This window comes from Mesorhizobium sp. WSM4809 (assembly GCF_055811655.1).
Genome location: NZ_JBVVQW010000003.1, coordinates 287,723 through 305,543, shown reverse-complemented (window position 1 = coordinate 305,543; position 17,821 = coordinate 287,723). Strand labels below are relative to the sequence as shown.

Below are 17,821 nucleotides of genomic sequence, written 5' to 3'. Positions count from 1 at the left end.
AAGATAAAAATCGAGGAATGCATTCATGAAACTGACCTGGTACGGCCACTCGGCCTTTCGCATCGAGACCGCTGATGCCAAGATCCTCATCGATCCTTATCTGATCGGCAATCCGTCCTGGACGGGCGGCTGGGAGGGACCGGCGGAGGGAATCACGCATGTACTGCTGACGCATGGCCACAGCGACCACATCAGCGGCGCGCTGGAAGTGCTTGGCAAAAGCGGCGCCCAGCTAGTCGCCAATTTCGAGATCTGCATGTACCTGGTCGGCAAGGGCGCCAGCGACAAGAAGATCAACCCGGGCAACATCGGCGGCACCGTCGATTGCGGCGGCTTCACCACCACTTTCGTCCAGGCGCTGCATTCATCTTCCTTTCCCGGCGATGGCGGCCAGAACACCTATCTCGGCAATCCCGGCGGCCTCGTCCTGCATTTCCCGGAAGACAAGACGCTCTACCACATGGGCGACACCGACATCTTTTCCGACATGGCGCTGATCAACGAGCTGCACGAGCCGAAGATCGGCCTGGTGCCGATCGGCGACCGCTTCACCATGGGCGGCGCGGTGGCCGCACTTGCCTGCCGGCGCTTCTTCAAGTTCGACACCGTGGTTCCCTGTCACTTCGGCACCTTTCCGATGATCGACCCGACCGCCGACAAGTTCGAGGCCGGCCTGGAAGGATCCGGCATCAAGGTGGCTTTGCCCAAGATTGGCGAGACGATTACGATTTAGAAGCAGCCATAATGGAATAAAACCATGGCTTTGAGGCAATCTTTTTGCGTTTCCATACTGGTCGCGGCGTCGCCCGCGCTCGCTGCGGATGATTTCATCGAAGGCGTCTACCTTCAGTCCGAGGAGCTTTGCAAACAGGCCAAGAAGGACACGCTGCAAACGCTGATCGACGCCGGCAACATCGTGCTTTCGGCATACGGCCTGCAAAGCGTCGAATACAATTGCGAGTTTCTGCAGATCAGCAAGGCGACGGCTTCGCCGAGCTGGGCGGTGACGGCCATCTGCCAGGAACCGGGTTATGTCTTTCCCGACGTTCTCTCGGTGACGCAAATGAACGCGAAGCAGATCGATCTCGTGTCGGTTCGGCCCGTCGACGACGAAAGCGAAGCAAGCGGCAACAGCGGCAGCTACTATCTGTGCGAAGGCGTTGCCCTGCCATAGACGTATTCTGAGAGCCGATGAGCGGGCCGTCGGCACAGCCTGGTCTCTCGCACGATGCATGTTGCGCAGCGCGCGCGGCGCCGCTATAGCCCGAACTGGTTTTCCCCGAGGCAAAAACATGTCCGTAGATCTTCAGACAGTGAAGCGCGTCGCGCATCTCGCCCGCATCGCGGTGAGCGAAGGGGATGCCGAACGGATGACCGGCGAGCTGAACGCCATTCTGGGCTTCGTCGAGCAGCTGAACGAGGTCGATGTTTCCGGTGTCGAGCCAATGACCTCGGTGACGCCGATGGACATGAAGAAGCGCAGCGATGTCGTCACCGACGGCGGCAAGGCGGCCGACATCGTCGTCAACGCGCCGGCGACCGAAGAGAATTTCTTCCTCGTGCCGAAGGTCGTGGAGTAAGTCCGCCGATGGCAATCGAGATCGCCATTGAGACGCCGCTCCAGGACGACCTGCGCGGGCTGGTCACCGAACTCAACGAGACCTTGCTCGAACTGACGCCGCCGGAGCATTGCTACCATTTGACGGTTGAGCAGATGGCCGGTGAGGACACGACGGTTTTCATCGCCCGAGATAAAGGCCTGGCCATTGGCTGCGGCGCGCTGAAGCGTCATGACGGCGCCATTGGCGAGGTCAAGCGCATGTATATCAGGCCGTCGCATCGCGGCCAGAAGATCGGCGCGAAAATCGTTGAGCGGGTCGAGGCGCTGGCGCGCAACGAGGGACTGAAGCGACTGGTGCTGGAGACGGGCGATCGTCATCCCGCGGCGTGGACAGTCTACGAGCGCGCCGGGTTTTCGCGTTGCGGCCCGGTGCTGGATTATCCCGATTCTGAGTGGTCGGTGTTTTACGAAAAGAGCCTTTGATGAGCGACCTGACCCAGCTGACGATTTCACAGGCCCGCGCCAAGCTGCGCGGCAAGGAAATCACCGCGACCGAGATCACCGAGGCCTATCTCGGCGCTATCGAGCGCGCCAATCCGGCGCTCAATGCCTATGTCGCCGTGACCGGCGACAAGGCGCGCGACATGGCCAAGGCGTCCGACGCCAGGCTGGTCAAGGGCGAGGGCGGTGCGCTGGAAGGCATTCCGTTGGGGATCAAGGACCTGTTCGGCACCGAAGGCGTCCACACGCAGGCTTGCAGCCATGTGCTCGACGGGTTCAAGCCGCGCTACGAATCGACCGTTACGTCAAATCTGTGGGCCGACGGCGCCGTTATGCTCGGCAAGCTCAACATGGACGAGTTCGCCATGGGTTCGTCCAACGAGACGTCCTACTATGGTCCGGTCATCAATCCGTGGCGGCGCTCGCGCCTCGATACTGCGGTGATGCCGACGACGCATCAAGGCGACGGCGGCTTCGTCTCGGCCGGCGGCACGAGGACCGTGCGCAGCCTGGACAATGCGCAGTTGGTGCCGGGTGGCTCTTCCGGCGGGTCGGCCACGGCAGTCTCCGCCTTCCTGTGCGCCGGCGCGACCGCGACGGATACTGGCGGCTCGATCCGCCAGCCGGCCGCCTTCACCGGGACGGTCGGCATCAAGCCGACCTATGGCCGCTGCTCGCGCTGGGGTATCGTCGCGTTCGCCTCGTCGCTCGACCAGGCCGGCCCGATCGCGCGCGACGTGCGCGATGCCGCGATCCTGTTGAAGTCGATGGCCTCGGTCGATCCGAAGGACACGACGTCGGTCGACCGGCCAGTGCCGGACTATGAGGCCGCGATCGGCAAGCCGATCAAGGGCATGAAGGTCGGCATTCCCAGGGAATACCGCGTCGACGGCATGCCCGAAGAGATCGAGGCGCTGTGGCAGAAGGGCATTGCCTGGCTGAAGGACGCCGGCGCCGAGATTGTCGACATTTCCCTCCCGCACACCAAATACGCGCTGCCCGCCTATTACATCGTGGCGCCCGCCGAGGCGTCATCCAACCTCGCCCGCTATGATGGCGTCCGCTACGGCTTGCGCGTGCCGGGCAAGGATATCGTCGACATGTATGAGAAGACCCGCGCCGCCGGTTTCGGCCGCGAGGTCAAGCGCCGCATCATGATCGGCACCTATGTGCTGTCGGCCGGCTACTACGACGCCTACTACCTGCAGGCGCAGAAGGTGCGCAATCTGATCAAGCGGGATTTCGAGACGGTCTTCGCCGCCGGCGTCGATGTCATACTGACCCCGGCAACGCCGTCCGCCGCCTTCGGCGTCGCCGATGAGGACATGGCTGCCGATCCGGTCAAGATGTACCTCAACGACATCTTCACCGTCACGGTGAACATGGCCGGCCTGCCGGGCATCGCCGTGCCCGCCGGGCTCGACGCCAAGGGCCTGCCGCTCGGGCTGCAGCTGATCGGTCGGCCGTTCGACGAGGAAACCCTGTTCCAGACCGCCGCCGTCATCGAGCAGGCCGCAGGCACGTTCCAGCCGGAGAAGTGGTGGTAGGGACGTCGCTCGTCTAGCGGATGCCCTGAAAGTCGGAATCGATTTTCGGAAGGATGCTACGCAAAATCAAAGTGTTAGCGTCCTTTGAGCGCCCACGCCCGCGCGGCGCTGCAATGGGGTGAGCGATGTTCTTCTACCTGTCCAAGATATTCTGGTTCTTCATCCAGCCGCTGAACCTGGCGATCTTCCTGCTGCTGGCGGGACTGCTCGCGGCCATGATCGGGCGCCGGCGGCTGGCGGCCACCGGCAGCTTGCTGGCATTTCTGATCCTTGCGCTGTCAGCCTGGACGTCGCTCGGCGCCATGATGCTCAATCCGCTGGAAGAGCGCTTCGCGCGCCCGCCGCTGCCGGCAAAGGTCGACGGCATCGTCGTGCTCGGCGGCGGCTTTGAGGGCGCCATCAATCTGGCGCGCGGCGGCTATGAGTTGAACAGCAGCGGCGATCGGATGGTCGAGACCGCAGTTCTGGCCCGGCGCTTTCCCACCGCCAAGGTGGTCGTCTCCGGCGGCACCGGCGCGTTGTTTCTCGATGGCGAGGGCGATGCCGCAACCGCGCCGCGCCTGCTCACCGCGCTTGGCGTGGCCGCCGATCGTCTGATCCTGGAGAACAAATCCCGCAACACCTATGAGAACGCGGTCTTCACCAAGGAGTTGGTCACGCCGAAGCCCGGCGAGACCTGGCTGCTCGTGACCTCAGCCTTCCATATGCCGCGCGCCAAGGCGCTGTTCGACAAGGCTGGCTTCGCCACCGTTCCCTGGCCGGTCGACTATCGCACCTCGGGCAAAGAAGGCATCGGGCTGTTCCGCGATAATCCGGCCGACTCACTGCAGGCCACCACCATGGCCATCCGCGAATGGATCGGGCTTTTTGCCTATTGGCTGTCTGGCCGGATCGATCAGCCTTTTCCAGGCGGCTGACCGATCACCGCCTGCCTGGCGGCCGAGAAGAACTGGCGCCGCACCAGAACGGCCAGCAGCAACAGCGTCGACAACACGAACACCATGGGGTCGACGAACCAGCCGAGATAACCGATCGAGAAGAACACCCCGCGCAGGCCGGAGTTGAAGTGCTTGCCGGCCAGCATGTTCATTTGCGCCGCACGCCACACCGCCGTTTCGGTGACCGGATTGCGTGAGGCTTCGCCATGCGGGATCGGCACGGCGCCGATCAGGATCGTGCAATAGTTGAACAGCCGGTACGCCCAGCCGAATTTGAAGAACGAAAACGCCAGGATCAGCACCAGCCCGAACACCTTTATCTGGAAGGCCGCGCGCGACGGCGCGCCACCCAGGGGCAGGTCGCTGAGCACTTCAAGAACCCGGTCGGACGCGCCGAGCAGGGCAAAGCAGCCGCCGATGGCGATCAGCGAGCTGGAGGCGAAGAAGGCGGTGCCTTGCTGCAGCCCGCTCATAATGGCGGTGTCGACGATGCGGATCTCGCGCTCGGCCATGGTCCGCATCCAGGCTTGCCGCTGTGCATTCATCGCCGTCGTCAGCGATATGCGGCTGACCAGCTTGCCATCGGAGGCGAACGTGTGCAGCAGCCACGCGACGAGGAAGAAGGCCAGCGCCGCGAGATCGGCTGTCGAAAGATCGAGGGAATCGCCCATGGACTGAATTTATCACATTCAGCGCAATCGCTTCGATGTCCGCATACAGCGATCGTACCAATGTCGCTGCCGGAGCAAACAAGGTCGGCGGGTGCAGCGCCGCGATTTCCAAAAGAGCGGAAACATCGTGGGAATTCCTATATGTAGTCCTCGACCTGACTCCAGGAGACAACGCCGCGTGTTCCTTTCGGTTTTCGACCTGTTCAAGATCGGCATAGGACCCTCGAGTTCGCACACGATGGGGCCGATGACCGCCGCTGCGCGGTTTCTCGACGAGGTCGCGGGAAATGACTGGCCGCGTCCGGCGGGCGTCAAGGTTGACCGGCTTGGCGCGAGCCTGCACGGGTCACTCGCCTACACCGGCATTGGCCACGGCAGTGATCGCGCCGTCATGCTCGGCCTTGCCGGTCTGACGCCGCAGACGGTCGATCCCGACCAGGCCGATGGCATTGCCAGCCGCATCGCCGCCGAAAAGCGCATTTCGCCGCCCGGCCATCCCTCCTATCGCTTTGATCCGGCCACCGATCTGGTGCTGGACCGCAAGACGCCGCTCACCGGTCACGCCAACGGCATGGCGTTCTACGCCTATGACGCCGGCGGCCGCCTGCTGCTCAAGCGCATCTATTATTCGATCGGCGGCGGCTTCGTGGTTTCCGAAGAAGAACTGCAGCGGATGAAAGCCAAGGGTTCGGTGACAACCGAAGGCAAGAAAGTGCCTTATCCGTTCAAGAATGCGGTCGAGATGCTGGCCATGGCCGGCAAAAGCGGCCTTTCCATCGCCGACATGAAACGCGTCAACGAGGAGACGCAGATGACGCGCGAGGAGCTCGACGCCGGCCTCGACGGAATCTGGAGCGCCATGAAGGGCTGCATCGACCGTGGCCTGTCGCAGGATGGCATCATGCCGGGTGGGCTGAAGGTGCGCCGCCGTGCCCGCATGCTGCACGATAAGCTGCAGGAGCAGTGGCAGCAGAACAAGCCCAATCCTTTGCTCGCCAATGACTGGCTGTCGATCTACGCCATGGCCGTGAACGAGGAAAATGCCGCCGGCGGCCGCGTGGTCACCGCGCCGACCAATGGCGCTGCCGGCACGCTGCCGGCGGTGCTGCGCTACTGGCTGCATTTCCATCCCGAGGCGGACCAGCCGAGCATTCGTGATTTCCTGCTGACGGCTGCCGCCGTTGGCGGCATCATCAAGACCAACGCATCGATCTCGGGCGCCGAGGTCGGCTGTCAGGGTGAGGTAGGCTCCGCGTCGGCGATGGCGGCGGCCGGCCTGTGCGCCGTCATGGGCGGCACGCCCGAGCAGGTCGAGAATGCCGCCGAGATCGCGCTCGAACATCATCTCGGCATGACCTGCGATCCGGTCGGCGGGCTGGTGCAGGTGCCGTGCATAGAACGCAATGCGCTGGGCGCGGTCAAGGCGGTGACCGCAGCGTCACTGGCCATCAAGGGCGACGGCATCCATTTCGTACCGCTCGATGCGGCGATCGAGACCATGCGCCAGACCGGCCTCGACATGAACGAGAAGTACAAGGAAACCAGCCTTGGCGGGCTTGCAGTCAACGTCGTGGAGTGCTGAAGGCTGGCCTAAACCGCCACTGTGGAGAAGTCGATCCGGTCGTTGACGCGTTCGCGTGCGGGACTAACCTTAAGCGATGTCTCTCAATCTCATAAAACTCTGTGTCGGCTGCGACAGCGTCGAGGATCTCGAAGAGTGGATCGCCTTCCGCCTCGACGAGCGGCGGCGCGCCGGTGAGCCGGTCGAGCAGTATCACACCACCCGCATGATGCCGACACGCGGCGCCGAGGTTTCCGATGGCGGTTCGCTCTATTGGGTGATCAAAGGCAATGTGCAGTGCCGCCAGTTGATCACCGAAATCCGGCCGTTCACCGACAGTGAAGGCATAGGCCGTTGCCATCTGATACTCGACCCCGAGGTTGTACGCACCGACTGGCAGCCGCGCCGGGCTTTTCAGGGCTGGCGCTACCTGAAACCGGCGGACGCGCCGCTCGATCTGGGCAAGGGCAAGGCCGGATTGATCGAGATGCCGCCGAAACTCAGGCGCGAGCTGGCCGATCTCGGTCTGCTCTGACCCCAGGTGGCATCACCGCCTGGCCCTTTGCACCGCCCGATGTGGGGCTTGCAAGCGATGTGGCAACGCCACATCTTGTTTTTCATGAGTGATAAGAAGCAGCCTGTGCCAGCGAGGACCAGTCCTGCGCCGGTCAAGCCTCAATCCAACGCCGGCGAGATCGACGCCTTCATTCGTCAGGCGAGGACACTTGCCGCGTCGGCGACCGGTTCGGGCAGGCTGATCCTTGCCCTCGACGCGACGATGAGCCGCCAGCCGACCTGGGATCTGGCCTGCACGCTGCAGGGCCAGATGTTCGACGCAGTCGGCAAGGCCGGAACCCTCAGCGTGCAACTGGTTTATTTTCGCGGCCTCGGCGAGTGCCGTTCGTCGGCTTTCGTGAGCGACACCAATGCCTTGAAGCAGCTGATGACGCGGATCGAATGCCGCAGCGGCCACACCCAGATCGGAAAGGTCCTGACGCATGCGCTGAAACAGACGGCGGCCGCCAAGGTCAATGCGCTGGTCTACATCGGCGACGCGATGGAAGAGAATATCGACGATCTGGCCGAAAAGGCCGGCAGCCTCGGCCTTCATGGCGTTCCTGTCTTCGTGTTTCAGGAAGGCCATGATTCCGGCGCGGAAAAGGCGTTCAAAGAGATTGCGCGGCTTTCCAAGGGGGCTTGGTTCCGATTTGATCGGCGGGCTGCCACGACCTTGGCAGGGCTGCTTTCGGCCGTCGCCGTGTATGCGACCGGCGGGTTGAAGGCGCTCGAAGCCAGGGGCAGGCCGGAAGACCGGCTGATGATCGAGCATCTGCGGGGCGGCGGAAAATAATGGGCGCAATCATCGCTTTTGTAGCGTTGCTTCTGCTGCTTCTCGGCGCGGTGACGATCTTTCTGCGTGCCGAGCCGGCGAAACTGGCGAGCACGCTGCGAACGCTCGGGCCGGCCCTTCTGGCAGTTGTCGGCGTCGCCGTGCTTGTGGTCGGCCGTGAGGGCATCGGCGGCATGATTCTCACCGGGGCAATTGCCTGGTATGGTTCCATGCGAATGAAAGGCCAGCCGGCCGGCCTTGCCCCGGGCAAACGCTCGACGGTGCGCACGGCGGCATTGGAAATGGAGCTCGATCACGATACCGGCGGCCTCGAAGGACTGGTCCTGGCTGGCCGCCACGAAGGCAAGATGCTTGGCGCGATGGGGCTGGCGGAATTGCAACACCTCTACCGCGAACTCTCCAGCGATCCAGAGAGCCGACAGCTGCTAGAGACGTATCTTGACGGCAGATTTCCCGTCTGGCGCAAAAACGCTGAGACGAACGGTGGCGAAGGGCTGGGTGTTCCGCCAAGTCCGGGCGCCATGACTAAGGAGGAGGCCTACAAGGTCCTTGGTCTTGAAGCGGGGGCCGCCGCGGCGGATGTCCGCAAGGCGCACCGCCGCCTGATGCAGCGCCTGCACCCCGATGTCGGCGGCACGTCTTTCCTGGCGGCGCGGATTAACGAAGCCAAGGACGTCTTGCTCTCCAATCACAACTAGTCTCCTTCGACGCAGAATTTTTCCGGGAGATGGCTTGCACGCCGTCCTACTGCTGGACGGCGTAGCACTCGATGTTCTTCTTCTTCAAAGCGGTACAGGCCTTCCAGGCGGCGGTCTTCGAACCGAAGCCACCGAAGCGGGCGCGGTAGTAGGTGACGCCATCCTTGTCGAAGGCGACAGTGAAACCGGAAGCGTCCGCCAGCACCTTGGGCGCCTGCTTGGTGGTCTTGTCGAGAAAGGCCTGGGCCTCGGACTGCTTGGGCGACGAGGCGACCTGAATGGCCCAGCCCGACGGCACCGACGCGGTGTTGACCGGGTCGACAGCCGCGGGCGTCGGCTCGGCATAGGCCGCTACCACCTGGGCCGTCGCGACCTGGGGGGCTGAAACGATGACGGTCTTGACCTTTCTGGTCTTGACGACGGGAGCTGCTTCCTCGGCCTGCGCGGTATCGTCTTCGGCGACCGTGGCGTCCTCGGCAACGATTGCATCGTCCTGCGCTATGACAGGCCTGTCGTCCGGTGTCGGAGCGTCATGCTTGGGCAGAAGAACCTTGGCGAGGGCGGTGATCGGGTTGTTGCCACCGGCCTTGGCGACCAGATCGCCACCGCCGCGAGTCGATGCCCTCGGCAGATAGGTGTTGATCAGGTTGGCCATCTGATTGTCACGGCTGCCGCCCGAGGTGCCGCCCATGACCACGCCGACGATGCGGCGATTGCCATCGGAAACCGACGAGACGAGGTTGAAGCCGGAGGCGCGGGTGTAGCCCGTCTTGATGCCGTCGACACCCTTGATACGTCCGAGCAGGCGGTTGTGGCCGTTGATGCGCTGGCGTCCGTAGAGAAAGGAGCGCTGCGAGAAATAGCCGTAATACTGCGGAAAATGCTCGCGCAACGCGATGCCGAGCGTCGCCATGTCGCGCGCGGTGGTGAACTGGCCGGGGTCGGGCAGGCCATTGGCGTTTCTAAATACGGTGCCGTTCATGCCCAGCGCACGCGCCTTGGCGGTCATCATGCGGGCAAAAGTGGTTTCATTGCCGCCGAGCATTTCGCCGAGCGCGGTCGCCGAGTCATTCGCCGATTTGGTGACGATCGACAGGATCGCGGTCTCGACCGTGACGGAACCGCCCGGCTTCACGCCAAGTTTCGTCGGCGCCTCGGCGGAAGCCTTGGCGGAAAACACCACTGGCGTGTTCCTGCTGATCTTGCCCTTCGCCATAGCTTCGAAGGTCAGGTACAGCGTCATCATCTTGGTCAGCGAAGCCGGGTAGCGCCTGCCGTTGGCATCTGCGGAGTAAAGCACCTTACCGGTCTTGGCATCCACGACGATGGCCGCCTGCCTGGCCGCCAGCGACGAGGCAACGTCGCCAAAAACGAATGTCATCGCCAAGGCGACGATCATCATCGTTTTGAGAGGGGAGGTGGATTTGGAAACGATGCCCAACAACGCCTTACGCACTGGTACTTCCCTTGGATTTCTTCGTTGCGTTGGAGGCGGCAAAGGGTCCTGCCTCGCTTCCGGTCAAGCTACCGGCGCAGCGTTACCAATCCGTTTATGGTAACCGCCGCGTTCACCATTTTCTTCGGGCTTGAGGTTCTCTTTATTCGATTTTTAGCCATTGGCTGCGCAGGCGGGTCCGCAAGCCCGCGAAATCTTGACTTTTGTGCGGCGCACAATATATTATCTTGCATTGCACAAGGGCGCCCCGAAGAAGGACGCCTCAACCGTCAAGGGAATCGTGAAATGACCCAGACCTATGAGGACTTCAGCAAATACGGCAAAGAGTTCGCCGACACCGGATTGAAGAGCTTCGCGTCGCTGTCCAAGGGCGCGCAGGCGATTGCCACCGAGGCTGGTGAATACACCAAGAAGAGTTTTGAAACCGGCAGCGCCACTGTGGAGAAGCTGTTTTCAGCCAAGTCGCTGGAAAAGGCGATCGAGATCCAGTCGGACTACGCCAAGCAGTCCTATGAGGCGTTCGTCGCCGAGGCCACCAAGATCGGCGATCTCTATGCCGAACTCGCCAAGGAAGCTTACAAGCCATTCGAATCGATCGTTGCCAAGGCAAAGTAATTTTGCCCGGGCGAACTGATTTCGCCTGACGTGACCCCAGATTCAGCCTTTGAACCTGAGAAAAAGCCCGGCCACGGAAACGCGGCCGGGCTTTTTTCGTGTCAATTTCCGTTCCAGAGCCCCGCGCCCCTTCACGATTGCGAAAATCGTCCAAGTTGGTGACCTAGCCATATTGTCAGCTAACCAGAAGGGCTTAAAATCGTACATCGAACACCTACATGTCGAACTCGCATGGGGAATCGAAAGAGGCAGGAATACGTGACTTCAGGTTTGACTGCCACGAGACGAGTGGTGCGAATGCAAGACGGCGACGGTAACGGCAATGGGGCCGGCCGTGGGACGGCCGTCATCACGCGCACCAAAACCAAGACCAAGAAGCCCAGCCTTTATCGGGTCCTCATCCTCAACGACGACTACACTCCGATGGAGTTCGTGGTTCACGTGCTGGAGCGTTTTTTCCAGAAGGATCGCGAAGCCGCCACACGCATCATGCTTCATGTTCACAATCATGGAGTGGGCGAGTGCGGGGTCTATACATTCGAGGTGGCCGAGACCAAAGTGTCCCAGGTCATGGATTTCGCCCGACAGAATCAGCATCCGCTGCAATGCGTGATGGAGAAGAAGTGAGGTAACATGCCGGCTTTCTCCCAAGGCCTGGAAAAGGCGCTTCACCAGGCGCTGACGCTCGCCAATGAGCGGCACCATGAATATGCAACCCTAGAACATCTGCTGCTCGCGCTCATCGATGACACCGAGGCGGCCGCCGTCATGCGCGCCTGCAATGTCGATCTCGATGAGCTCAAGCACACGGTTCTCACCTATATCGACACCGAGCTGGACAACCTCGTCACCGGTTACGACGAGGACTCCAAGCCGACCGCCGGTTTCCAGCGCGTCATCCAGCGCGCGGTGATCCATGTGCAGTCGTCCGGCCGCGAGGAAGTGTCGGGCGCCAACGTGCTCGTCGCCATTTTCGCCGAGCGCGAGAGCCATGCCGCCTATTTCCTGCAGGAACAGCAGATGACCCGCTACGACGCGGTCAACTACATCTCGCACGGCATTGCCAAGCGTCCGGGCGCGTCGGAGACACGCTCGCCGCGCGGTGCCGATGACGAGCAGGGCGGCCAGAACGGCGCCGAGCCGCAAGAGGAAGGCGGCAAGAAGAAGCAGCAGCAGGACGCGCTGACGGCTTATTGCGTCAATCTCAACAACAAGGCCAAGGCCGGCAAGATCGATCCGCTGATCGGCCGCGAATCCGAGATCAACCGCACCATCCAGGTGCTGTGCCGCCGCTCCAAGAACAACCCGCTCTATGTCGGCGACCCCGGCGTCGGCAAGACGGCGATCGCCGAGGGTCTGGCCAAGCGCATCGTCGAGGGCGACGTTCCCGAAGTGCTGCACAACGCCACCATCTTCGCGCTCGACATGGGCACGCTGCTCGCCGGCACGCGCTATCGCGGCGATTTCGAGGAACGGCTGAAGCAGGTCGTCAAGGAGCTCGAGGACTATCCTGGCGCCGTGCTGTTCATCGACGAGATCCACACGGTCATCGGGGCAGGGGCTACTTCAGGCGGCGCCATGGATGCGTCCAACCTGTTGAAGCCGGCGCTGTCGTCGGGTGCGATCCGCTGCATCGGCTCGACCACCTACAAGGAATTCCGCCAGTTCTTCGAGAAGGACCGTGCCCTGGTGCGGCGCTTCCAGAAGATCGACGTCAACGAGCCGACCATCGAGGACGCCATCGAGATCATGAAGGGCCTCAAGCCCTATTATGAGGAGTTCCACAAGGTGAAGTTCACCAACGAGGCGATCAAGGCCTCGGTGGAACTGTCGGCACGCTACATCAACGACCGCAAGCTGCCGGACAAGGCGATCGACGTGATCGACGAGACCGGCGCCTCGCAGATGCTGGTGCCGGAAGCCAAGCGCAAGAAGACGATCGGCATCAAGGAGATCGAGGCGACCATCGCCACCATGGCCCGCATCCCGCCGAAGACGGTTTCGGCCGATGACGAGAAGGTGCTGCAGGGCCTCGATATCGAGCTGAAGCGCGTCGTCTATGGCCAGGACACTGCGATCACCGCGCTGACCTCGGCGATCAAGCTGGCACGTGCCGGCCTGCGCGAACCGGAGAAGCCGATCGGCTCCTACCTGTTCTCCGGCCCGACCGGCGTCGGCAAGACCGAAGTGGCCAAGCAGTTGGCCGCCTCGCTCGGCGTCGAGCTGATCCGCTTCGACATGTCGGAATATATGGAACGCCACACCGTCTCGCGGCTGATCGGCGCGCCTCCGGGCTATGTCGGCTTCGACCAGGGCGGTCTTCTGACGGACGGCGTCGACCAGCATCCGCATTGCGTGCTGTTGCTCGACGAGGTCGAGAAGGCGCATCCGGACCTGTTCAACATCCTGTTGCAGGTGATGGACCACGGCAAGCTGACCGACCATAACGGCAAGCAGATCGACTTCCGCAATGTGATCCTGATCATGACCACCAATGCGGGCGCGTCGGATGCGCAGCGCGCGGCGATCGGCTTCGGCTCGACCAAGCGCGAAGGCGACGATGTCGAGGCGATCAACCGGTTGTTCACGCCGGAGTTCCGCAACCGGCTCGATGCGATCATCCCGTTCGGCTCGCTGCCGGTGCCGGTCATCCATCAGGTGGTGCAGAAGTTCGTCATGCAGCTCGAGGCCCAGCTTTCCGAGCGTGGCGTCACCTTCGACCTGTCGGCGGATGCGATCGCCTGGCTCGCCGACAAGGGCTATGATGAGCGCATGGGAGCGCGGCCGCTCGGCCGTGTGATCCAGGAGCACATCAAGAAGCCGTTGGCCGACGAGGTGCTGTTCGGCAAGCTCAAGAAGGGCGGCACGGTGCGCGTCACCGTCGAGAAGAAGGAAACCGGCGAGACCGGCCTGAAGCTCGAATCGCTCGCCGACGAGGCGCCGGTGAAGCCGAAGAAGGAAGAGCCGGAAGAAACGCCGAAGCCCAGAAAGGCCGTGGCGAAGAAGCCGGCGGCCAAGAAGCTGGTGGCGCAGAAGCCCGAAGCCAAGGGCAAGGACGGCGGCAAGCGCAGTCTCGTCCCGCAACTGCCCAGAAAGAACTGACCTTGATGAAAGTCGAAAAAGCCCCGGAAACGGGGCTTTTTCATTGAACGAGGAAACACATGGCCGGGCAGGTCATCATTCTGAACGGTGCACCGCGATCGGGAAAATCAAGCATCGCCAGAGCTGTTCAGGAGAGCTTCGATGGCGTCTGGATCAATCTCGGCGTCGATGTCTACGAGCAGGCTACGCCGGCACGCTATCGGCCCGGGATAGGATTGCGGCCCGGCGGCGAGCGTCCGGACCTCGAGGCCCTCGTGCCCGGATTGTACGCCGCGCTCTACGAATCGATCGCCGCCCACAGCCGGCTGGGGCTGAATGTCGTGGCGGATGTCGGCCATCACGACGCCTATTCGAGACCCTTCACATTGTGGCCGATTGCGCGCGCCGGCTCGCCGGCCTGCCGGTGCTTTTTGTCGGTGTTCGCTGCCCGCTGGAAATCATCATGGAAAGGCGTGCCGCCAGCGCGGCAGACAAGGAATATGTAACCGGCTCATCAGATGTTCCCGTGCCGCTGCCCGTGCGTCTGTGGCAAGAAGAGGTCCACCGGCCCGGCGTGTACGATCTGGAGATCGATACCTCGCTCCTCAGCCCTGGGCAATGCGCGGATACGATCGCAGAGAAGCTTCGGCAAGCACCGTATCCATCAGCGTTTCAGAAACTATCCAACCCATCCAGCGCGGCCCTTGAGCCGTTTTGACCGGCATGGCCGCCGCAGGCGGGTTCGCCCAGATCGGCGAATTTACAGCCCGCAAACCGCCGGCGATTGCATGGTGGAGCTCTCGATTTCAGCGGCCATGCGGTCCGGCGAGAAACGGGCCACCAAATATCCGCACACCTTCCAGATCGCGATCATCAGGAATGCACCCGCATAGCCATCCAAGGCATAGTGCCAGCCAAGCACGACGGAACCGACCATAATGACGCCGGCGAATAACCACATCACAAGACCGGCCAGCCGAGACCGCCGTGTTGCATAGAGGGCAAACAGCACCGCCATCGCAACGTGCAGGGATGGGAAGGCGGATATGCCGACGCTGCCGGTAGTTGCGCCGGTATAGCCACTCCACAGCATATCCTGCGTGCTGAGCGCCCAGATCGGATAGACGCGATCGGCAACGGCAAGTGCTTGCATGAGGGGGTGAAAGTCGTTGCCGAACCCCAATTGCTCGTAAAAGCAAGGGCCAGCCGACGACAGGCCCATCGCGAGGAAAAAGCCGCCCAGTGTCCACACCGTCATGAAGCTCATCAGGAACTGATGACGCAGCTTCGTATCCTTTCGTGTGATGCACACGGTGAAAACCGCGATGATGAGCACGACGAACCAGAAATTGTACGCGATGTTGATGATTTTCAATGCAAGCGGCGACTGGACGACAAACCACAACCATTCGTGCGGGGCTCGACCGAAATGCAGGATGCGATCGGCGTGAGCCAATGCTTTGTCCCATGCAAACGGAGAGAGGATTGCAATGGCTCCCTTCAACACACCGATCGCGGATATGAAGGCAAGACCGGCACCCAAGCCATTCAGGCTGTTGGCAATGCGTTCGGCATCGCCAAAGAATCTACCCAGTGACTTGAGGAAGGTGTGCAGCGGTTCGGTTTCCCGCTGGACCAGCGCAAGGTGGAAAAGCGTCCCAAGTGCAAGGGCTGAGCCGCAAATCCAGAAGGCGATGAAAAGATACTCGGCGTATTCCGCCAGAACGCCGAAATCCGGCATGTTTCCAGTGTGCCACCCGACTGCGCTTGCCAGAAGCAGCGCAGCGGTAGCCATAGCGTGCAGCAGCCGGTGTCGCCAAAAGGCATCCGCCAAGATGCCAGGAAAAGCACGTCCGACAATGGCCCCCGTCAGTGGGGCCGATGCCGCAACCGAATGTTCCATGGTTTTGAAGCCCAGCTCGCCACGCCGTTACCATTTTACCGTCAGACGGTTCAATATTTCCTAATCAGACGATTAGAGTTGCAAACGGTTGAGTCCCGGCGCCGGCACGCCCGGGCACTAGAATCGTCTTCTCGGCTGAACGGCGCTTGTCAGTTCGATATTCTCGACCCGGTCCGCCACATCGGCTGACCTCGCGTTTCTCAATTTTCGAGCGCAGTCCGGATCTTTTCGGCATTTTCGGTCAGCACCTCCGGCTTCTCCATTCCTCCCGTGTGCGGCTTCAGCGGGATGCCGTCGAAGCGCGGAATGACATGTACGTGCAGATGATAGACGGTCTGCCCCGATGCCGGCTCATTGAACTGCATGATGGTGACGCCGTCGGCGCCAAAGGCCTTTTTCACCGCCAGCGCCACTTTCTGAACGACGCTTAAGAGATGGCCGAAAATTGACGGGTCGGCGTCGAGCAGATTGCGCGACGGCGCTTTCGGCACCACCAGCGTATGGCCCGGCCCCTGCGGCATCACATCCATGAAGGCGATGACCGCTTCATCCTCATAGACACGGTGCGAAGGAATTTCGCCGCGCAGGATCTTGGCGAAAATGTTGTCGGTGTCGTAGGCGGCCTCGATCATGGCGAACGCTCCAGATTGTGCCTTTCGTGTAGCGAAGCCGCCGAAAATCGGCAAGACGATTGGAAAATCGATCATCGGGCGACGCGGCCGCTACTCCTCGAGATCCTTGCGGAACGGGGTGTGCTCTTCCAGATATTCGCTCATCCGCTCCACCTCGTGGCGTTCGCGCCTGAGGTAGTCGGCCACGGCGTTGCGCAGGCCGGGGTGCGCAATGTAGTGCGCGGAATGCATGGTCACCGGCCGGTAGCCGCGCGCCAGCTTGTGCTCGCCCTGCGCGCCCGCCTCGACCACCTTCAGCTTGCGCTCTATGGCGAAGTCGATCGCCTGATGGTAGCAGACCTCGAAATGCAGGAAGGGATGGTCCTCGATGCAGCCCCAGTTGCGGCCATAGAGTGCGTCCGAGCCGATGAAATTGATGGCGCCGGCAATATAGCGCCCATTGCGCCTGGCCATCACCAGCAGGATGTCGTCGGCCATGCGTTCGCCGATCAGCGAGAAGAATTGACGGTTGAGATAGGGCCGACCCCATTTGCGGCTGCCGGTGTCCATGTAGAAGGCGAAGAAATCGTCCCAGGCCTTCTCCGTGAGGTCCTTGCCGGTCAGCCGATCGATCCAAATGCCTGGGGCAAGCGCTTCACGCCTTTCCTTCTTCATCGCCTTTCGCTTGCGCGAGGCAAGGGTGGCGAGGAAGTCGTCATAGGTCGAAAAACCTTCGTTGAAGAAATGGAATTGCTGGTCGGTGCGGTGCAGGAAGCCTGCCGCTTCCAGCACTTCCACATCGCTCTCTTGCGCGAAGGTGACATGCGCGGAAGAGACGCCGAGTTTTTGCGTCACCGCCTTCAGGCCCGCCGCGAGACCGGCCTTCACTTTGGCGCTGTCCTCGCCTTTGCTGACCAGCAGGCGAGGGCCGGTGACCGGGGAGAACGGCACGGCACTTTGCAGTTTGGGATAGTAACGGCCGCCGGCGCGCTCGAAGGCATCCGACCAGCCATGATCGAACACATATTCGCCCTGGCTGTGCGATTTGAGATAACAGGGCACCACGCCCAGCAATCTGCCTTGCCCGTCCTCCAGCCTGAGGTGATGGCCCTGCCAGCCGGTGCGCCGCACGGCGCATCCAGAATCTTCGAGCGCACTTAGAAAAGAGAAGGAAACCAAAGGATTGTAACTGGTTTCTGAATCTCCGCGCGCGGTTCCGGCAAAGCCGTTCCATTCATCACAGGTGAAGGCGCCAATGCCAGCGGCGACGCGGATCGAATAGTCCGCATTGGCCGTTTGTCCGTCACCCTCGTCGCCCTGATCCATG

General features: G+C 61.9%; 18 protein-coding genes and 1 pseudogene. 14 read left to right on the top strand and 5 right to left on the bottom strand.

Annotation, left to right across the window (positions count from 1 at the left end; translation table 11 throughout):
• The first annotated feature begins 25 nt into the window (after positions 1-25).
• From AC0L24_RS09575 to AC0L24_RS09550, 6 genes are all read left to right on the top strand, one after another.
• Positions 26-733, top strand: a complete 708-nt coding sequence (locus AC0L24_RS09575) for a metal-dependent hydrolase (RefSeq protein ID WP_127810476.1) — start codon at positions 26-28, stop codon at positions 731-733.
• A 24-nt stretch (positions 734-757) separates the two neighbouring features.
• The gene (locus AC0L24_RS09570) at positions 758-1,174 is read left to right on the top strand and encodes a hypothetical protein (protein ID WP_127321156.1); all 417 of its coding nucleotides are present in this window, start codon (positions 758-760) and stop codon (positions 1,172-1,174) included.
• A gap of 118 nt (positions 1,175-1,292) precedes the next feature.
• On the top strand, positions 1,293-1,580 hold the full coding sequence (gene gatC / locus AC0L24_RS09565; protein ID WP_127810475.1) for an Asp-tRNA(Asn)/Glu-tRNA(Gln) amidotransferase subunit GatC: 288 nt from the start codon (positions 1,293-1,295) through the stop codon (positions 1,578-1,580).
• Between the two features lie 8 nt (positions 1,581-1,588).
• Complete coding sequence (locus tag AC0L24_RS09560) at positions 1,589-2,044, top strand: GNAT family N-acetyltransferase (RefSeq protein ID WP_127380854.1); 456 nt, start codon at positions 1,589-1,591, stop codon at positions 2,042-2,044.
• The gene (locus tag AC0L24_RS09555) at positions 2,044-3,609 is read left to right on the top strand and encodes an amidase (protein WP_127810474.1); all 1,566 of its coding nucleotides are present in this window, start codon (positions 2,044-2,046) and stop codon (positions 3,607-3,609) included. The genes AC0L24_RS09560 and AC0L24_RS09555 overlap by 1 nt, the downstream gene beginning before the upstream one ends.
• Positions 3,610-3,734: 125 nt before the next feature.
• Positions 3,735-4,526, top strand: a complete 792-nt coding sequence (locus AC0L24_RS09550) for a YdcF family protein (protein WP_127276740.1) — start codon at positions 3,735-3,737, stop codon at positions 4,524-4,526.
• On the opposite strand, the gene AC0L24_RS09545 is transcribed toward AC0L24_RS09550, so the two are convergent.
• Complete coding sequence (locus AC0L24_RS09545) at positions 4,505-5,218, bottom strand: DUF599 domain-containing protein (protein WP_127399310.1); 714 nt, start codon at positions 5,216-5,218, stop codon at positions 4,505-4,507. The two genes, AC0L24_RS09550 and AC0L24_RS09545, sit on opposite strands and share 22 nt — an antisense overlap.
• A 178-nt stretch (positions 5,219-5,396) precedes the next feature.
• Here AC0L24_RS09545 and AC0L24_RS09540 point away from each other — a divergent pair, with 178 nt between their 5' ends.
• The 4 genes from AC0L24_RS09540 to AC0L24_RS09525 all read left to right on the top strand — a co-directional run bounded on the left by AC0L24_RS09540 (position 5,397) and on the right by AC0L24_RS09525 (position 8,828).
• The gene (locus AC0L24_RS09540; protein WP_127269560.1) at positions 5,397-6,800 is read left to right on the top strand and encodes an L-serine ammonia-lyase; all 1,404 of its coding nucleotides are present in this window, start codon (positions 5,397-5,399) and stop codon (positions 6,798-6,800) included.
• A gap of 76 nt (positions 6,801-6,876) precedes the next feature.
• Positions 6,877-7,314: a DUF1489 family protein gene (locus AC0L24_RS09535; RefSeq protein WP_128288087.1), complete on the top strand. Its 438-nt coding sequence runs from the start codon at positions 6,877-6,879 to the stop codon at positions 7,312-7,314.
• An 84-nt stretch (positions 7,315-7,398) separates the two neighbouring features.
• Entirely contained in the window at positions 7,399-8,130 is a 732-nt protein-coding gene (locus tag AC0L24_RS09530) for a vWA domain-containing protein (RefSeq protein WP_164895605.1), read from the top strand.
• Positions 8,130-8,828: a DnaJ domain-containing protein gene (locus AC0L24_RS09525; protein WP_128364728.1), complete on the top strand. Its 699-nt coding sequence runs from the start codon at positions 8,130-8,132 to the stop codon at positions 8,826-8,828. The genes AC0L24_RS09530 and AC0L24_RS09525 overlap by 1 nt, the downstream gene beginning before the upstream one ends.
• A gap of 46 nt (positions 8,829-8,874) precedes the next feature.
• Here the strand turns inward: AC0L24_RS09525 and AC0L24_RS09520 are convergent, their stop codons facing one another.
• Positions 8,875-10,284, bottom strand: coding sequence for a D-alanyl-D-alanine carboxypeptidase (locus AC0L24_RS09520; protein WP_127810470.1), 1,410 nt, complete (start codon positions 10,282-10,284; stop codon positions 8,875-8,877).
• Between the two features lie 285 nt (positions 10,285-10,569).
• On the opposite strand from AC0L24_RS09520, the gene AC0L24_RS09515 reads away from it, so the two are divergent.
• The 4 genes and pseudogenes from AC0L24_RS09515 to AC0L24_RS09500 all read left to right on the top strand — a co-directional run bounded on the left by AC0L24_RS09515 (position 10,570) and on the right by AC0L24_RS09500 (position 14,698).
• A complete protein-coding gene (locus AC0L24_RS09515) occupies positions 10,570-10,899 on the top strand; it encodes a phasin family protein (RefSeq protein WP_013531776.1) in 330 nt (109 codons plus the stop codon).
• Between the two features lie 297 nt (positions 10,900-11,196).
• Positions 11,197-11,526 (top strand): ATP-dependent Clp protease adapter ClpS, encoded by a 330-nt coding sequence (gene clpS / locus AC0L24_RS09510; RefSeq protein WP_023812950.1) that lies wholly within the window; start codon positions 11,197-11,199, stop codon positions 11,524-11,526.
• 6 nt (positions 11,527-11,532) lie between these two features.
• Positions 11,533-14,001, top strand: coding sequence for an ATP-dependent Clp protease ATP-binding subunit ClpA (clpA, locus tag AC0L24_RS09505; protein ID WP_127258970.1), 2,469 nt, complete (start codon positions 11,533-11,535; stop codon positions 13,999-14,001).
• 59 nt (positions 14,002-14,060) lie between these two features.
• Positions 14,061-14,698, top strand: a pseudogene (locus AC0L24_RS09500) (chloramphenicol phosphotransferase CPT family protein).
• Between the two features lie 42 nt (positions 14,699-14,740).
• Here AC0L24_RS09500 and AC0L24_RS09495 read toward each other — a convergent pair.
• The 3 genes from AC0L24_RS09495 to AC0L24_RS09485 all read right to left on the bottom strand — a co-directional run bounded on the left by AC0L24_RS09495 (position 14,741) and on the right by AC0L24_RS09485 (position 17,820).
• The gene (locus AC0L24_RS09495) at positions 14,741-15,883 is read right to left on the bottom strand and encodes a phosphatase PAP2 family protein (protein ID WP_245491470.1); all 1,143 of its coding nucleotides are present in this window, start codon (positions 15,881-15,883) and stop codon (positions 14,741-14,743) included.
• Positions 15,884-16,083: 200 nt separating this feature from the next.
• Positions 16,084-16,512 carry an HIT family protein gene (locus AC0L24_RS09490; RefSeq protein ID WP_189367640.1) on the bottom strand — a complete coding sequence of 143 codons (429 nt, stop codon included), beginning with the start codon at positions 16,510-16,512 and terminating at the stop codon, positions 16,084-16,086.
• 93 nt (positions 16,513-16,605) lie between these two features.
• Complete coding sequence (locus AC0L24_RS09485; protein ID WP_127810469.1) at positions 16,606-17,820, bottom strand: GNAT family N-acetyltransferase; 1,215 nt, start codon at positions 17,818-17,820, stop codon at positions 16,606-16,608.
• Position 17,821 lies beyond the last annotated feature (1 nt).

What these genes read in the sequence shown, in the direction of transcription:
- AC0L24_RS09525 (WP_128364728.1), top strand. Translation starts at nt 8,130, where the DNA reads ATGGGCGCAATCATCGCTTTTGTAGCGTTGCTTCTGCTGCTTCTCGGC.
- AC0L24_RS09555 (WP_127810474.1), top strand. Translation starts at nt 2,044, where the DNA reads ATGAGCGACCTGACCCAGCTGACGATTTCACAGGCCCGCGCCAAGCTG.
- AC0L24_RS09550 (WP_127276740.1), top strand. Translation starts at nt 3,735, where the DNA reads ATGTTCTTCTACCTGTCCAAGATATTCTGGTTCTTCATCCAGCCGCTG.
- AC0L24_RS09530 (WP_164895605.1), top strand. Translation starts at nt 7,399, where the DNA reads ATGAGTGATAAGAAGCAGCCTGTGCCAGCGAGGACCAGTCCTGCGCCG.
- AC0L24_RS09575 (WP_127810476.1), top strand. Translation starts at nt 26, where the DNA reads ATGAAACTGACCTGGTACGGCCACTCGGCCTTTCGCATCGAGACCGCT.
- clpA (WP_127258970.1), top strand. Translation starts at nt 11,533, where the DNA reads ATGCCGGCTTTCTCCCAAGGCCTGGAAAAGGCGCTTCACCAGGCGCTG.
- AC0L24_RS09560 (WP_127380854.1), top strand. Translation starts at nt 1,589, where the DNA reads ATGGCAATCGAGATCGCCATTGAGACGCCGCTCCAGGACGACCTGCGC.
- AC0L24_RS09535 (WP_128288087.1), top strand. Translation starts at nt 6,877, where the DNA reads ATGTCTCTCAATCTCATAAAACTCTGTGTCGGCTGCGACAGCGTCGAG.
- AC0L24_RS09545 (WP_127399310.1), bottom strand. Translation starts at nt 5,218, where the DNA reads ATGGGCGATTCCCTCGATCTTTCGACAGCCGATCTCGCGGCGCTGGCC.
- AC0L24_RS09485 (WP_127810469.1), bottom strand. Translation starts at nt 17,820, where the DNA reads ATGGATCAGGGCGACGAGGGTGACGGACAAACGGCCAATGCGGACTAT.
- clpS (WP_023812950.1), top strand. Translation starts at nt 11,197, where the DNA reads ATGCAAGACGGCGACGGTAACGGCAATGGGGCCGGCCGTGGGACGGCC.
- AC0L24_RS09570 (WP_127321156.1), top strand. Translation starts at nt 758, where the DNA reads ATGGCTTTGAGGCAATCTTTTTGCGTTTCCATACTGGTCGCGGCGTCG.
- gatC (WP_127810475.1), top strand. Translation starts at nt 1,293, where the DNA reads ATGTCCGTAGATCTTCAGACAGTGAAGCGCGTCGCGCATCTCGCCCGC.
- AC0L24_RS09495 (WP_245491470.1), bottom strand. Translation starts at nt 15,883, where the DNA reads ATGGAACATTCGGTTGCGGCATCGGCCCCACTGACGGGGGCCATTGTC.
- AC0L24_RS09515 (WP_013531776.1), top strand. Translation starts at nt 10,570, where the DNA reads ATGACCCAGACCTATGAGGACTTCAGCAAATACGGCAAAGAGTTCGCC.